We start from the raw sequence: 15,146 nt of genomic DNA, 5'->3' as shown, positions 1-15,146 counted from the left end.
GCGCCGACGGGCTGGTTCCACGTCAGAGGCTCGTGATGACGAGGATGCCCATGACCACTCCGACAACAGGGGTGCAGAACTGCTGTCGATCAAGTGCGTATGACATGACTCTAGTTGCGCTACGATCTTCGGGTGAAGCTGACTGAGTGGGCGGGAGCGCAGGGGATTCAGTCCTCATACGGCGTATCGCTGGTTTTGTGACGGGTCGCTTCCCGTGCCCGCTCAGCGTGTTCGGGCCGTGCACGATCCTGGTGAACATCGACGCGGCCGCCATTCCCAATGCCATCGGTGGCTTGGGCCGGTATGCCCGTGTCTCCTCCCACGACCAGAAGGCCAACCTGGAGCGCCAGGTCGCACGCCTGTCGGAGTGGGCGGCCAAAGCCGGTCACCGCGTGGTGCGCATGGAGACGGAGATCTGCTCCGGGATGAACGGCTGCCGGTCGAAGGCGAAGCGCCTGCTGGCCGACCTCAGGTGACCACAGTGCTGGTGGCGCACAAAGACCGGCTCGGCCATATGAACGTCGAGCTGGTTGAGGCGGCCCCGTCCGCGCATGGCCGACGCCTCGTCGTCTTGGATGATGGAGAGGTCGAGGATGATCTGGTGCGCAATGTCGTCGAGGTACTGGCCTCCTTCTGCGCCCGCCTGTACGGACGCCGCTCCGCGAAGAACCGTGCCCGCAAGGCGCTGGAGGCCGCCCGGCATGGCTGACACCAAACTGCGGCCGATTGATCCGCCGTTCGTCGCCCTGGGTCCATCCGGCGTCGCCATCCGCACCCGCCTCAAGGACCTCACGCCAGAGGACGACAGGGTGCTGCGGGCCGTGGGGGCTCACCTCGACACGCTCGCCTCGAAGGACCTCAAGCGGCGCTGCGCTGACGGTCTGGCGCACTGCGCGGACAGGTGGGCCGAGCGCAAGCGCGCCCTGACCGAGGAGTCCTCCTCCCGCTGGGCCGGATCGATCACCAAGGCCACCCACGACCAGTGGGCGCTGTCCCGGCGTGCCCAGCTCGCCCACATGCAGGGGCTTGAGGACAGTATCCGGACGATCGCGCACCGGCTGTCCCTGCCGGTCGGTGAGAAGGGCACCAAGCGTGCTCCGGGCGGTTACCGGACTCGGCAGGAGTGGTTCACCAAGACACGTCGCCTGCACCTGTTGGAGGAGCGGCTGGCCTGCGAGCGGGCCGACCGCGAGGCCGGACGCGTCCGCGTCGTGCGCGGCGGCAAAAAGCTGGCTCGCAACCGTCACCACCTTGCGGTCGCTCAGCTCACCGAAGAGCAGTGGCGGGAGCGCTGGGAGGCGGAGCGCTGGTTCCTCGCTGCTGACGGGGAGTCGGGGAAGAGGTTCGGCAACGAGACCATCCGCGTCACACCGGACGGCGAAGTGTCACTCAAGCTCCCCGCCTCACTCACCCACTTAGCGAACACGGCGCATGGCCGGTACGTCCTCGGCTGCACCGTGATGTTCCCTCACCGGGGCGCCGAGTGGACCGACCGCGTCACGGCGAACCGGGCCGTGGCCTACCGCATCCACCTGGACGTGGGCCGGGGCCGCTGGTATCTCACTGCCTCCTGGACGATCCCGCCGGTCAGGACCGTTCCCCTCGCCGAAGCCCGCAGGAGCGGCCTGATCGGCGTGGACACCAACGCCGACCACCTCGCGGCCTGGATGCTGGACGAGCACGGAAACCCGTGCGGCGAACCGCGCCGGTTCTTCTACGACCTGTCCGGCAACGCCCAACACCGCGACGCCCAGGTACGGCACGCCCTCACCCGCCTCCTACACTGGGCCAACCGGCACGGCCTGTCCATCGCGATCGAAGACCTCGACTTCGCAGCGGAGAAGACCCGCGAGAAGCACGGCCGCCGCAAGCGGTTCCGCAAGCTCATCAGCGGTATGCCCGTGAGCAAGCTGAGGGCCCGGCTGGTCAGCATGGCCGCTGAGTTGGGCATCACGATCGTCGCGGTCGACCCCGCCTACACCTCCAAGTGGGGCGCCGAGCACTGGCAGAAGCCCCTCACCAGCAAGAAGAGGGCCACTACGCGGCATGACGCCGCCTCGGTGGCCATCGGACGACGCGCCCTCGGGCGCCGGATTCGGCGACGCACGGCACCGCCCCCACACGACCAGAGCGATCGTATGGGGCATCGGACCGCCCAGGCCGGACGAGGCACCCAGAGGCGTGAGGGAGCCCGCCCCCGCATTCCCGGACCACGGACACGATCCGCCGGCTCTGGATGCGGTGCGAACGCGGGGGACCAGGACGCTCAACACCGTTCGGAGCGTCCGGCTGAGCCTGTGCAACTCATGCTCAGTCTTTAGGAACGGTCAGATAGGTGACCGCGGCGGCGTTGGTGGCTCCCCAGGCTGCTACGACGTTCGTGTTCCATATGTGCGCCGAGCGCCACCATGCTCAGGACCACGGGGGTCGTGAGTCGTACGGGGGTGATGGCCATCACTGGCGTGAGGATCACCATGATGCCGGCGCCGGCGGTGACCTGGATGAACGCCACCGTCACGGCCGGGACGCCGCTACCGGCCACGTACCTGCGCAGATGGATGAATGCCAGGCCGTAGCTGATCGTCGCGGCAAGGCAGGCCAGTTGTGGCAACAGGCCGCTACCGGAGCTGACGGCCCACGGTCCGACGATCACCAACACGCCCCCGAACCCGAACCCCAGTCCGATCGACCGCTCACGGGTCAGGCGCTCGGCCCTCAGCAGCACCACGGCGAATGCCATCGTGGTCAAGGGAGTAACCGCGTTGTAGATGCTCGCGAGTCCGGACGACATCCCTTGCTCTGCCCATGCGAACAAGGTGAAGGGCAGGACGCACAGCACGAGCGCAACAACGGTGAGATGACCCCACAGAGACGGATTCCGCGGAATCGACTTCCGGGTCACCAGCATGATCAATCCCAAGGTCGCCCAACCGAACACCATCCGTGCCGTCACGATCTGCACCGGTGACAGACCGTCCAGACCGACCTTGATGAACAGGAAGCTGGCTCCCCATGCCAAGGCCAGGAGGCCGAACTGGATGATGACCCTGCCGACGGGATGCCTGCCGCTACCCATGACGCTCCTCCGCGTTTCCGAGGCCTTGCGTCGCCAGTCAAACGACTGTGCACGTCAAACGCTGGCTGGATTCCGACGCGACGTTCTGCGCCCGAACGCGGCGCCGACCGGCGAAGTCCAGGTCCTCGAGTTGCTGCCGAGGACCTGGACTCCGTCCGCCCGGCGGACTCAGGCAGGCGAGGGACCCCACCGACCTGGGCCTGTCCGGACAGGACCTAGCCGGACAGCACCTGCGCGGACACCGCTGTCGGCACGGCGGCGTAGCCCGTGGTGCGGGTGGTGAACGTCCCGCGGCCCTGGGTGCGGCTGCGCAGGCGGGACGCGTAGCCGAACAGTTCGGCGAGCGGCACCGTCGCGGTGAGCACGGCCGTGCCGGCCCGAGCGGTCTGGCCTGTGACGCGGCCGCGTCGTGCCGCCAGGTCGCCGAGCACACCGCCCACGGCATCTGCCGGCACCGTGGCCGTGACCTCGACCACCGGCTCCAGAAGAGTCATCATGCTCGCGCGCAGTGCCTCCCGCAGCCCCAGCCGGCCCGCGGTCCGGAACGCCGTTTCCGACGAGTCGTTGGTGTGCGTCGCCCCGTCGGTCAGGGTGACCCGCAGACCGGTCACCGGATGACCGCCGAGCGGGCCGCCGGCCAGGGCGTCCCGACAGCCGGCCTCCACCGCGCGGATGTACTCCTGCGGCACCCGCCCGCCGGTGACCGTCGACCGGAACACGAACTCCGCCGCGGCGTCGTCCGACGGCGACTCCAGTGCGTCCACGTCGAGCACGATGTGCGCGAACTGGCCGGCGCCGCCGTCCTGTTTGACGTGCCGGTACACAAGACCGGACACGCCGCGGGCGACCGTCTCCCGGTAGGCCACCTGCGGTCGGCCCACGCCGACGTCCAGCCCGTGGGCGCGACGGATCTTCTCCACCGCAACCTCCAGATGCAGCTCTCCTCTTCCGGACAGCACCCGCTGGCCGGTCTCGGCATCCACCCGCACCGCCAGGGACGGGTCCTCCTCGACCAGCTGAGCCAGCGCCGACGCAAGTCGGCCGCTGTCCAGACTGCGGCGCGCCTCGACCGCCACCGTGACGACCGGGTCGGCCACCGCCGGTGGTTCGAGGACCAGCGGCGCCGTGGGGGCGCACAGGGTGGCCCCGGCTCGGGCGTGTTTCAGCCCGACCACGGCGACGATGTCCCCGGCCACCGCTTGCTCCACTTCAGCGTGCCGGTCGGCCTGCACCCGCAGGATACGGCCGATCCGCTCGCCGCGGCCGGCGCCTGTGTCGAGCACGGTGTCCCCCTTCCGGATCGTCCCCGCATACACCCGCAGACAGGTCAGACGGCCTGTGGCGGTCGCGTTCACCTTGAAGACCAGACCGGCGAACGGTGCGGCCGGGTCGGCTGCCCGCTCCTGGACGGTGTCGCCGTCGAAGCCACGCACCGCAGGCACGTCCGCAGGCGAGGGAAGGTATGCCACCGCTGCCTCCAGCAGTGGCTCGATCCCGCAGTTGCGGTAGGCCGATCCGCACAGCACCACCAGTCCCTCCCCGCTGAGAGTCAGGTCCCGCAGTGCGGCACGAAGAGTCCCGTCGGAGAGTGCCGCGTCGGCGCAGAACTCCTCCAGCGCGGCCGGATGGAGCTCGGCAACCGTCTCTTCCAGCCGCCGGCGGCGACGCAGCGCCTCCTCGCGCAGTGCGGTGGGAACCGGCCCCTCCTGGAAGCCGTCACGGCCTGCGGCCCACTCCAGGGCGCGCATCCGGACGAGGTCGACAACACCGCTGAACGTACTCTCGCAGCCGATCGGCAGCTGTACCACGAGCGGTACCGGATGCAGCCGTTCGCGAAGGGAGCGGACCGCGGTGTCGAGATCGGCGCCCGCGCGGTCCAGTTTGTTCACGAAAGCGATCCGCGGCACCGCGTACCGGTCGGCCTGCCGCCACACCGACTCGCTCTGCGGTTCGACCCCGGCGACCGCGTCGAACACCGCGACCGCGCCGTCGAGCACTCGTAGCGAGCGCTCCACCTCGTCGGAGAAGTCGACGTGTCCCGGTGTGTCGATGAGGTTGATCCGGTGACCGTCCCAGACGCAGCTGACTGCGGCGGCGAAGATCGTGATGCCACGATCGCGTTCCTGCGGGTCGAAGTCGGTGACGGTGTTTCCGTCATGCACCTCGCCCCGTTTGTGGGTCGCGCCGGTGAGGTACAGCATCCGTTCTGTGACGGTGGTCTTCCCGGCGTCGACGTGGGCAAGGATGCCCAGATTCCGGACGCTGGTCAGGGGGTTGCTCGCGTGGTGTTGCAAGGTGGTACGCACGGCCCGAGGCCTTTCGTGTGATCGAGTGATCCGAAGCAGAGCAGCGCGATCACCGGACGACGAAGGCTCCTGTCGGCAGACCCGTGGACGGTGCTCCTGGATGCGGCGCACGCTGTATCGGCGCACGCCGTGCCGGCCGCCGCACCAGGCAGAACCAGGCAGGCAGGACGGGCGAAGAGGGGTCCGGAGCAGAGCAGGGGTCAGGAGTTCGTCGACCCGGACATCCGGTGACGGCCGCGCAGCCGGCACCGGGCGCACGAGGACACCAGGATCACGTCGTACCGCGACCGGGGGATCGCCACAGCGGTGAAGTCACACACGGCCGGGCTCCCCTCATTCGTCCCACACGTCTCGTAGGTCAGCAACGCCCGCTGCGGTGTGGTGTGTTGGCAGCGTGCTCCGCGAGTCTATGGAGCCGCACCCGACCCAGGCACCCGAATATTCGCCGCCGGCCCAGCGCCACGAAGCCCGCGCCACGAACTTCGCGCCCCGTGATCAGCGGCTCTCCTTGCGATCATCAGGCATGCCCAGGCGGGCACTGCCCGTGCGGCACAGCCACCCGCCCGCGCCGAAGAGCCTTGCTACGCCGTCTCCCCGTCACCTGTTTCCGCGGGGGAGCCGGGTGCGGCGCCGAGAGGAAGAAGCCGGGGGCGTTTGGCGGCGCGGCCGTCGCCGGAGGACCGGCCGCGCAGGCGGCGTACCAGCCAGGGGCCGAGGAACGCGGCCGCCCAGCGCAGTTCGGCTGCCGCGGCTTTCGCGCCGACCGCGACCGGCCCGGCCGGCAGCGGGAGCGTCCAGGCGTCGCTGCTGCCGGGCAACTGCAGTGCGTGGGCCACGGCCGCGGCGATCCGCTCGTGTCCGAGGGGGCCGGCGTGGAGCCGGTCCGCGCTCCACAGCCGCGGGTCGGTGGTGACGTCGTGCCGGGCCGCATCGACGACCGTGACCTGGTGACGGGCGGCCGCCGCGCGGATACGTGCGTTGAGGTCCCACACACGGGACCTCAGCGGCCGGGCGAGGGGGGCGATCCTCCCGACGTCGGGGAAGGTGAAGGTGACCGTGCGGGCGCCGGTGGCCGTGAACGCGGCGAACATCTCCTCGAGGTGTCCGGCCACCTCTGCCGCGTCGTACCGCGGCCGGAGCAGGTCGTTCACTCCGGCGACGACGGTGACCAGGTCGGGGCGGAGGGCCAGCGCGGGCTCCAGCTGTTCGGCGCGGACCTGGCCGGCGACGCGTCCTCGTACGGCCAGATTGGCGTACTGCAGCGAGGGATTGAGGACCGTGAGGTGCTCGGCGAGCCGATCGGCCCAGCCACGCAGGCCGGATGCGTCGTCGCCGTCGCCGACTCCTTCGGTCTGGCTGTCGCCGAGTGCGACGTAGCGCAGGTATTCACTTCCGGGCACGGGACGCCTGCCTCTCCCGCAGAACACCCGCGACCCGTCGGCACCAGTCACGGTGGTCCTCTTCCAGCGCCAGCCCGCGCAGGCAGGTCAGGTACGGACCGATCCGTTCGCCCCGGCGCAGGAACTCCTCCTCGTCCGTATCGCCCCGCATCCGACGCAGCAGGCCGCCGAAGAGTTCGATCCTGGCTTCGGCCGCGGACGCCCGCTCCTCGAGTTGTTCGATCACCGGTCCGGTGTCGATGCCGTCGACGGCCTGGACCTTGACGAGCAGGTCGTCACGGATGAACGAGGGCTTCGGCACCGCCGCCGCGAACTGTTCGAGCTCGGCGAGGCCCGCGTCCGTGACGTGGAAGAGGCGCTTGTTGGGACGGGTCTCCTGCACCACTTGCCGGCCGGCGACCATCCCTTCCGCCTCCAGCTTGGCAAGCTCGGCGTACAGCTGCTGGGGCAGTGCGTGCCAGAAGTTCGCCACGCCGACGTCGAACGCCTTGGCCAGCTGGTATCCGCTGTACTCGCCGTCGAGCAGTGCCGCCAGCACCGCATGTCTCAAGGCCATCGGCAACCCCTTCCTTTTTCCGATCCGCCCGTGCAGCATACTCAAAAACAAGAGTAGTCATATTCTTGAGCATGAGGAGAGTCATGGAGAAGACTGCCGCACGCTTCCGCGCCGCCGTCGAGGCCCGCGACCAGGCCGCGCTGGAAGACCTGTTCGCCGAGGACATCCGCCTCTACAGCCCGGTGAAGTTCGTCCCCTTCGAGGGCAGGCCGATGGTGCTGGGACTCTTCAACGTCCTGCTGCGGGTCTTCGAGGACCTCCGCTACATCGGGCACCTCGACGGCTCGGTCGAGACCACCGCCGACGGGGTGGAGGCTCCGTCGACGATCCTCCCCTTCCGGGCCACCGTGCAGGGCAAGCAGATCCACGGCATCGACCTGCTCCAGTTCGACGAGACGGGCAGGGTCAAGGAGTTCACCGTGATGGTCCGCCCGCAGTCGGCGGTGCACGCGCTGGGCGAGGCGGTCCTCGCGGGCCTGGTCGCCGACGGTCTCGTGCCCCCGCTCCCGGCCGGCCCGAAGGCCGCCGAGCCCGACGCCCACTGAGCCCGGCAGCGGCCGGTCCGAAGGCCACTCAGCCCGGCAGCCGCCGGCCCGGCTGCGCCGCGGCAGCCGGGCCGGCGGAGGCCAGGGCGTGTCCGGCCCTGATCCGCCGGCCACGCCCTAGCGCTGCGGAGCCGGGAACGCCACCGGGCTGCGGTGTCCGGAGCGATTCACCGCGCGGACACCGAAGAAGACGTTGTCCTTGGACAGGTCCACCGTGTGCCGTGTCACGTCGCCGACGTCGAGAACATGGGTCCATTCAGGGGCTGTCGTCTCGCGCCGGACGACCTCGTAACCGGCGAGGTCCGGTTCCGCGCCGCGGTCCCACACGATCTCGGTGGAGTTGGTCAGGGCACTGGTGAGGATCTTCGCGTTCCGCGGCGCGCCGGGGGCCTGTGCGAGCGTCCACAGCGCGGCGCCGTTCACCCGCGCCACGCGCGCGATGTAGGCGAAGTCGCAGAACTCGGGCAGGTCGCCGTACTGCTTGCCGTCCTCCACCCGCACGTCCTGGTGCTGGTGTGCGAAGTCCTCTGCGGGCTCGGTGAACCGGGCGGCCGGATAACCGCGTTCGAGGAAGGGGATGTGGTCGCCGCCGCGCAGGTAGCGGTCGCGGCGGTAGACCACGCGGACCCGCATGCCGGTGGCGTCGTTCTCGGCGGTGTCGCGTACGAAGCGGGCCAGCTGGCGGGACGGGGAGTCGTTCTCGCCGCCCACCGAGCGACGGGTCGCTGCCTGCTCCGGGGTTTCGGAGGTGGGCACGCCCTCTGCGAAGAGGCGGATCGTGTACGGGTCGACCGTGCCGTCGTCGGCCGTGGGGCTGCCGACGATGTCGTTGGTGAACATGGCCTGGACGTCGGCGTCCGCCGCCTTGAACCGGCCGGCCATGTGAGCGGCGCCGAACAGGCCCTGCTCCTCCCCCGCGACGGCCGCGAACACGATCGACGCAGCCGGGCGCCGCGTCGCCATCACGCGGGCCAGCTCCATGGCCACCGCGACGCCGGACGCGTCGTCATCGGCCCCGGGCGCGTCGGCGGCGGCGTCCATCACGTCGGTGGCGCGCGAGTCGTAGTGGCCGGAGACGACGTGGACGCGCTCGGGTGCGACGGTGCCGCGGAGGGTCGCCACCACGTTGGTGATGCGGGTGGCGACCGGGATGCGGGGGCCGGGTTCCTGGACGTACGACTGCAGCTCGACACTCATGCGACCGCCGCTCCGCGCGGCGTACGTGCGCAGCTCGGCGAGGATCCAGTCCCGGGCGGCGCCGATACCGCGCTGCGGGTCGTCCTGGCTGGAGAGCGTGTGGCGGGTGCCGAAGGAGGCGAGCTTGCGTACGGTCGCCTCGATGCGGTCGCGGTCGATCTCCCGCAGGAGTCGGCGGAGTTCGCGGGACGGCGGCTGCGCCGTGGCGGGCAGGTCACTGCCCGCGCCACCCGGCCCCGGGGCCCCGGCCGCGGCCGGCGCCGCGCCGAGAGCGCTGCCGCCGACGACCGCAGTGCCGGCAGCCGCCAGGACGGCTCGCCGGGCGACCCCTGCGGCGTACGGTGGGCGGTTTCCGGGGGCGGTGCTGCCGGTGTTGTCGTTGTCGTTCGCGCTTCCTGCGGTTTCAGGCATCTGCTGCGACATGAAGCGATTGTGGTTGAGCCGTCAACTCATGGCAATGACAGTGCAGTTGGCGCACGACTCGACCTTGGCGACCGTGTGGAGCTCCGGACCGGGCCCGCGCCGTGCGCCGCGCGCCGCCAGTGGTCCCGGGAGGGTGATCCCTGGCGTCCATCCAGACGCTTCCGCGTGGCGCACCGGCGGAGCAAGGGCGGGGGTGGGATGACCTGGCACGGGACAGGACACCAGCCCGGCGAAAGAGAAACGATCATGTTCAGAAACACCACGGCGTTCAGCGGCTTCTCGGTGAACGACCTCGGCAAGGCGAGGCAGTTCTACGGGGAGACCCTCGGCCTGAAGGTCGAGGAGACCGGCGGCGAGGACATGAGCCTGCTCTTCCTCACCCTCGGCGGCGGAGCACGTGTGCTGGTCTACCCCAAGGACGACCACATCCCGGCCACCTTCACGGTCCTCAACTTCGAGGTCGACGACATCGATGCCGCCGTCGACCAACTCGGACAGCGCGGCGTGACGTTCGAGCAGTACCCGGAGTTCAAGACGGACGACAAGGGCATCATGCGGGAGGGTGGCCCGTACATCGCCTGGTTCAAGGATCCTGCCGGGAACGTCCTCTCCGTACTCCAATCACGCTGATCCGCACTGCGATCGCCCTGATCAGGCCGCCGACGCGCCGCCCGCCCGCCCGCCCGCCGAAGGACGCGCGGCGGCTTCTCCCCCACGCGTCGAGCGACCCAGAAGTCGGTTGCTCCGCCCCGGCGCCCCTGACATGGTCTCGGCCATGCCTGCCTTCTCCGCTCATGACAAAACCACGCTCGCCTACCACGTGTTCGGCGAGGGCCCCCCGGTGGTCTGCCTGCCCGGGGGGCCGATGCAGGCCTCGGCCTACCTCGGTGACCTCGGCGGGTTGTCCGAGCACCGGCAGTTGATCATGTTGGACCTTCGGGGCACCGGTGGGTCCGCAGTCCCGGAGGACACCTCCTCGTACCGCTGCGACCGTCTGGTCGGCGACGTGGAAGCCCTGCGTGAGCACCTCGGCCTGGACCGGATGGACCTGCTCGCGCATTCCGGCGGCGCGAACCTCGCGGCGCTGTATGCGGGCCGCCATCCGGAACGCGTCGGCAGGCTCGCCCTGATCACGCCGGGCGTCGCGGCCGTCGGACTCACGATCGGCGGAGAAACCCGGCGCGAGGCTGCGCAGGTCCGCCGGGACGAGCCGTGGTTCGCCGAAGCGTTCGCGGCGCTGGGGAACATCGTGGCCGGAAGGGCGACGGACGCCGAATGGGAGGCCATCGTGCCGTTCTCCTACGGCCGGTGGGACGAGACGGCTCGAGCACATCACGCGGCGGAGGAGGGGCAGAGGAACGACGAGGCCGCGACCACCTTCGGCGCCGAGGGCGCTTTCGACCCGGACGCCACCCGTGCGGCGCTCGCGCAGTTCGCCGCACCGGTTCTCGTGCTCGCAGGGGAGGGTGATCTGAACTCCCCTCCCTCCGCGATGGCCGAGTACGCCGGACTGTTCCCGAAGGCCGAACTTGTCGTTCAGCCCGGATCCGGACACTTCCCCTGGCTCCACGACGCCGATCGGTTCACCGCGACCACTGCGGCGTTCCTGGGATGAACCGCCCTTCGGCCTCGACCGGCTGCGGGTCGGCGCCGCCCGGGTCATCACCTCGAGCGGCGGACGCGAGCGAGGACCAGAACCGTGTCGTCGGGGGGCGGGTCGGGCAGCAGGTTCGAGATGATTCGCTCCACCGCATCGTCCAACCCGCCTGACACCAGGCCGAGTTCGGCGCGCAAGGCGGCCAGGCCCGCTTCGACGTCATGGCCGCGTTTTTCGATCAGACCGTCGGTGCAGAGGGCGAGAACGGCGCCTTCCGGGAGGGTGATGTCGATGGTCTCGAACGCGTGCCCGCCCACGCCGAGTGGTACTCCGAGGACGTCGTCGATGGTCTCGACCGTGCCGTCCGGGTGGCGTACGAGGGGTGGCGGGTGGCCGGCGCTGGCGATGCGGGCGCGCCCCGTCGCGGGGTCGTAGAGGATGTAGAGGCAGGTGGCCAGCTCGATCCCCGCCTCCTGGGCACAGGCGTCGAGTTCGACGAGCAGCTCGTCCGGTTCCTGGTTGTGCCTGGCGAGCGCCTTGGCGGTGATGCGCAGTCTTCCCATGGCCGCTGCCGCCGGCACCCCGTGTCCCATGACGTCGCCGACGACCAGTGCGACCCGGTCCCCGGGCAGGTTGATCACGTCGTACCAGTCGCCGCCGACCTCGGTGATGCGGCTGCCGGGCAGGTAGCGGTGGGCGACCTGTACGTAGGGGCTGGTCGCCAGAGCGGTGGGGAGCAGCGCGCGCTGGAGGGTGAGGGCGATGTCCTGCACGCGGCTGTACAGGCGTGCGTTGTCCAGGCAGAGCGCGGCGCGGGAGGCCAGCTCGCCCGCGAGGCTGAGGTCCTCCTCCGTGAAGGCGGGCCTGGCCGCCGATCGTCCGAACATGGCGAGGCCCTGGACCGTGCCCCGGGCGATGAGCGGGGCGATGACGATACCGGTCAGGCCGCTGTCCCTCAGGATCTTGACGCGGGCCTGGTGCATGACGGTGCGGGTCATGAAGTCGTCGTTCACGAGGACGAAGACGGGGCGGCCCGTCTGCAGCATGCGATGGATGGCGGAGCCCGGCGGGTAGGTCACGCGCTCCAGTCCGCTCACGAGTTCGGTGGCGGGTGGGGGAAGGATCGTCCCGGAGGCGATGCGGCGGGTGAACAGCGGAAGCTCCGGATCGAACGCCTCGGTTTCGTCGATCCACTGCACGATCTCCACGACGGAGGCGTCCGAGAACTCGGGTACCGCGGCGTCGACGAGCTCCTGGGCGGTGACGTCCACGTCCAGGGTGGTCCCGATGGAAGCCGTGGCCCGGTCCAGCAGAGCCAGCCGCATGCGGCCGGCGGTCGCCTCCGTGATCGCCTCCTCCCGGTCGGTCACGTCCACCACCAGTCCGCCCACCCCTGAGCGGGAGCCGACCGCGCCGCTGAGGGGGAAGAAGCTCACCGAGCGCACCTGCTCCCGGTCCGGCCTGCCCGGTGTACGCACACCGATCAGGGCGCCCACGACGGGCCGTCCGAGTGCGGCGACGGCGCGCAGCATCCGTTCGTACTCACCACTGTCGGAAGTGATCATCACCTCTGGCATGGGCCGTCCGAGGTGCTCCTCGACAGGGAGGCCGTCCATGTCGGCGAGCGCCTGGTTGAGGTGGACGTAGCGCAGCTCGTCGTCGAGCATGACCAGGCCGATCGGGCAGGTCTCGAAGAGGGCGTCGAGGAAGGCCAGGTTGGTCTTCACGCGATCGAGCTCGTCGCTGCGGCTCGCCAGGGCCATCACGACGGAGTGGCCCTCGGCGCCGGTGACGGGGAAGACCCGGAATCCGCAGTCGAAGACTGCGCCGTCCTGATGACGGGCCGGCAGTCTGCCGCGCCAGTACCCGAGGGTGCGGCCCCGCTCCGCCAGCCGGACCGACGCCCCGGGGTCACCCCGGGGCGGTTCCGCGAACAGGAGGCCGGAAGGTCTGCCCAGCGCTGCTGCCGGGTCGTATCCGAAGAGGTCCTGCGCGCCGGGCCCCCAGTAGCAGATCCGGTTGTCGTCATCGATGCCCAGGACGGCGACGGGCACGTGCTCCAGCAGCGTCCCGGGCTCGGACCGGAGCGAGCCGGGATCCTTCTCGTCCCCCGGCCGGTCTGACGGCACGACCATCGCCTTCCATCCGTGGCACACATCGTCTCGCCCCACCCGGCGACGCCTGCCGAATGCCGACGCAGGACATGGAACGCCCGATAGGCCCTCTTCATCACCATTGTGCAGATACCCGGGCGACTTCGTAGGCCGGGCGCCACGGCCGGCGGCCTTCTCGGGCGCACCGGCGCCCGGGGATCACCCTCCGTGTTCGACGCGGCCTCCGACCACGACCGTCTCGGTGACGGTGCCGGGGATGTCCTCGGGTGCCGCGGACAGGATGTCCCGGGAGAGGACCACGAAGTCGGCGGCCTTGCCGACCGTCAGCGAGCCGCGATCGTGGTCGAGGAAGTTGGCGTACGCGGAACCCATCGTGTAGCCGTGGACCGCGGCTTCGACGTCGATGGTCTCCTGCGGCATCCAGGGCTCGCCGCCGCCGAGTGGACGCCGGGTGACGGCGGTGTAGATGCCGATCATGGGGTCCATCTCGGCCACGTTCCAGTCACTGGAGAACGCGAGCACGGCCCCTGCCCTGTGCAGACTGCGCATCGGCCAGGCCTTGTGCCAGCGCTCGGTGCCGACGTTCTCGGCCCAGTCCTTGCCGGGGCCGGCGACCTCCGGGGCGCAGTGGCGCGGCTGCATGCAGGCGACCACGCCCAGCGCGGCGAAGCGTGGGGTGTCGTCGTGGTCGAGGCACTCGACATGGACGACCTGGTGGCGGGCGTCGCGCGGACCGTTGACCGCGCGGGCGTGCTCGACGGCATCGAGTACGGTACGAATGCCACGGTCGCCGGTCGCGTGGACGAAGCACTGGAAGCCTCGGGCGTCCAGCTTGGCGAGCAGGTCCGCGAACTCCTCGGGCGGGTAGAAGGTGTCGCCGCGGTGGTGGCCGCAGCCGGCATACGGCTCGAGGAGTGCCGCCGTACGGGGCTCGACGACGTCGTCGATGTAGAGCTTGAGCGGTCCCACCCGCAGCCTGTCGTCGGCGTACCGGCGGGATGCGTCGGCGAAGTCGTCGAGGTCGGCGTCGGTGGTGCCGCGCGGGTGGAAGAGGGCCGCGACGATCCGGGACCTGAGCCGGCCCTCGGCGCGGGCGCGTGCGAGCAGGGCGAGGTCGTCGAGGGAGTTCTGCGGTTCGACCACCGTCGTGATGCCGAAGCGGATGGCATCGTCCAGGGAGGTGGCGAGCCGGCCGTACTGCCGGTCCGGCGAGGCCCACGGCACACCCAGCCGCTGCAGGGCCCGGTGACCGTCACGGGAGAGTCCTTTGACGGCGAAGTCCCGGATGAATCCGGTGGGTTCGCCGGTGGCGGGGTCGGTGGCGGCCTCGCCGAAGGGCAGGCGGATGTGATCGCGGTCGATGCCGAGGCGGCGCATGGCCGCGGTGTTCACCCAGGCGGTGTGCACGTCGTAGCTCAGGACGAAGGCGGGCACGCCGCCCGTGACCGGGTCGAGGTCGGCGGCGGTGGGCATGCGTCCGCCCGGGATCGCCGAGTAGTCGAAGGCTTCCGCCTCGATCCATTCGGCGTCGGGGTGGGCCGTGTGCCAGGCGCGGATGCGGGCGTGGACGTCGTCGAGCGTGCGGGCGCCCGCCAGCTGTACGCAGGCGCCGTCGGAGCCGAGCCGGACGTGGTTGTGGGCGTCGATGAATCCGGGGAGGACCAGTTTCCCGGCGGCGTCGATCACTCGGGTGTCGGGCCCCGTCCACGATGCCGCATCGTCGTCGGAACCGAGCCGGGCGATGCGGCCGTCGATCACTGCCATGGCCTGCGCCTCGGGAAACGCGGGGTCGACGGTGTGGATGCGGGCGTTGCGCAGGACGAGGTCGGCAGGGCGGGCGGCGAGTGCCATATGAGGGAACTCCTGTGGCGGTGCGGGTGGTTCGGATCGGTCGGTGCCGTGCGGCTCCCGCGCGGTGCTGCTGTGCCCGCG

Annotated in this window: 11 protein-coding genes and 1 pseudogene; 5 read left to right on the top strand and 7 right to left on the bottom strand. The window is 70.4% G+C overall.

Features of this window, described 5'->3' with window-relative positions:
- The first annotated feature begins 142 nt into the window (after positions 1–142).
- Both AC067Z_RS13030 and AC067Z_RS13025 read left to right on the top strand, forming a co-directional pair.
- Positions 143–709: pseudogene (locus AC067Z_RS13030) on the top strand (IS607 family transposase).
- Positions 702–2,321: an IS200/IS605 family accessory protein TnpB-related protein gene (locus AC067Z_RS13025; RefSeq protein WP_478789548.1), complete on the top strand. Its 1,620-nt coding sequence runs from the start codon at positions 702–704 to the stop codon at positions 2,319–2,321. Before AC067Z_RS13030 ends, AC067Z_RS13025 begins: the two are co-directional and overlap by 8 nt.
- On the opposite strand, the gene AC067Z_RS13020 is transcribed toward AC067Z_RS13025, so the two are convergent.
- From AC067Z_RS13020 to AC067Z_RS13005, 4 genes are all read right to left on the bottom strand, one after another.
- Positions 2,318–3,076, bottom strand: coding sequence for a DMT family transporter (locus AC067Z_RS13020; protein WP_478789547.1), 759 nt, complete (start codon positions 3,074–3,076; stop codon positions 2,318–2,320). The two genes, AC067Z_RS13025 and AC067Z_RS13020, sit on opposite strands and share 4 nt — an antisense overlap.
- 215 nt (positions 3,077–3,291) lie before the next feature.
- A complete protein-coding gene (fusA, locus tag AC067Z_RS13015) occupies positions 3,292–5,382 on the bottom strand; it encodes an elongation factor G (RefSeq protein WP_478789546.1) in 2,091 nt (696 codons plus the stop codon).
- 581 nt (positions 5,383–5,963) lie between these two features.
- Complete coding sequence (locus tag AC067Z_RS13010) at positions 5,964–6,782, bottom strand: SGNH/GDSL hydrolase family protein (RefSeq protein ID WP_478789545.1); 819 nt, start codon at positions 6,780–6,782, stop codon at positions 5,964–5,966.
- Entirely contained in the window at positions 6,769–7,338 is a 570-nt protein-coding gene (locus AC067Z_RS13005; RefSeq protein WP_478789544.1) for a PadR family transcriptional regulator, read from the bottom strand. Before AC067Z_RS13005 ends, AC067Z_RS13010 begins: the two co-directional genes overlap by 14 nt.
- Before the next feature lie 83 nt (positions 7,339–7,421).
- Between AC067Z_RS13005 and AC067Z_RS13000 the strand changes: the two genes are divergently transcribed.
- The gene (locus AC067Z_RS13000) at positions 7,422–7,883 is read left to right on the top strand and encodes a nuclear transport factor 2 family protein (protein WP_478789543.1); all 462 of its coding nucleotides are present in this window, start codon (positions 7,422–7,424) and stop codon (positions 7,881–7,883) included.
- Positions 7,884–8,000: 117 nt separating this feature from the next.
- Here AC067Z_RS13000 and AC067Z_RS12995 read toward each other — a convergent pair whose 3' ends face one another.
- Entirely contained in the window at positions 8,001–9,503 is a 1,503-nt protein-coding gene (locus AC067Z_RS12995; protein ID WP_478789542.1) for a M20/M25/M40 family metallo-hydrolase, read from the bottom strand.
- Positions 9,504–9,749: 246 nt separating this feature from the next.
- Here AC067Z_RS12995 and AC067Z_RS12990 point away from each other — a divergent pair, with 246 nt between their 5' ends.
- Both AC067Z_RS12990 and AC067Z_RS12985 read left to right on the top strand, forming a co-directional pair.
- Complete coding sequence (locus tag AC067Z_RS12990; RefSeq protein WP_478789541.1) at positions 9,750–10,133, top strand: VOC family protein; 384 nt, start codon at positions 9,750–9,752, stop codon at positions 10,131–10,133.
- A gap of 145 nt (positions 10,134–10,278) precedes the next feature.
- On the top strand, positions 10,279–11,118 hold the full coding sequence (locus tag AC067Z_RS12985; RefSeq protein WP_478789540.1) for an alpha/beta fold hydrolase: 840 nt from the start codon (positions 10,279–10,281) through the stop codon (positions 11,116–11,118).
- Between the two features lie 47 nt (positions 11,119–11,165).
- On the opposite strand, the gene AC067Z_RS12980 is transcribed toward AC067Z_RS12985, so the two are convergent.
- On the bottom strand, positions 11,166–13,235 hold the full coding sequence (locus tag AC067Z_RS12980) for a SpoIIE family protein phosphatase (RefSeq protein WP_478789539.1): 2,070 nt from the start codon (positions 13,233–13,235) through the stop codon (positions 11,166–11,168).
- A gap of 177 nt (positions 13,236–13,412) precedes the next feature.
- Positions 13,413–15,065 carry an amidohydrolase gene (locus AC067Z_RS12975; protein WP_478789538.1) on the bottom strand — a complete coding sequence of 551 codons (1,653 nt, stop codon included), beginning with the start codon at positions 15,063–15,065 and terminating at the stop codon, positions 13,413–13,415.
- Between the last annotated feature and the right edge of the window lie 81 nt (positions 15,066–15,146).

The sequence above is a fragment of the Streptomyces sp. NPDC043812 genome, assembly GCF_056436245.1.
This window is presented reverse-complemented; position numbering and strand designations above follow the sequence as displayed.

Bases quoted from the DNA above. Each gene is read 5' to 3' on its own strand.
- AC067Z_RS13025 (WP_478789548.1), top strand. From the start codon at position 702: ATGGCTGACACCAAACTGCGGCCGATTGATCCGCCGTTCGTCGCCCTG.
- AC067Z_RS13020 (WP_478789547.1), bottom strand. From the start codon at position 3,076: ATGGGTAGCGGCAGGCATCCCGTCGGCAGGGTCATCATCCAGTTCGGC.
- AC067Z_RS12990 (WP_478789541.1), top strand. From the start codon at position 9,750: ATGTTCAGAAACACCACGGCGTTCAGCGGCTTCTCGGTGAACGACCTC.
- AC067Z_RS12985 (WP_478789540.1), top strand. From the start codon at position 10,279: ATGCCTGCCTTCTCCGCTCATGACAAAACCACGCTCGCCTACCACGTG.
- AC067Z_RS12980 (WP_478789539.1), bottom strand. From the start codon at position 13,235: ATGGTCGTGCCGTCAGACCGGCCGGGGGACGAGAAGGATCCCGGCTCG.
- AC067Z_RS12995 (WP_478789542.1), bottom strand. From the start codon at position 9,503: ATGTCGCAGCAGATGCCTGAAACCGCAGGAAGCGCGAACGACAACGAC.
- AC067Z_RS13005 (WP_478789544.1), bottom strand. From the start codon at position 7,338: ATGGCCTTGAGACATGCGGTGCTGGCGGCACTGCTCGACGGCGAGTAC.
- AC067Z_RS12975 (WP_478789538.1), bottom strand. From the start codon at position 15,065: ATGGCACTCGCCGCCCGCCCTGCCGACCTCGTCCTGCGCAACGCCCGC.
- AC067Z_RS13000 (WP_478789543.1), top strand. From the start codon at position 7,422: ATGGAGAAGACTGCCGCACGCTTCCGCGCCGCCGTCGAGGCCCGCGAC.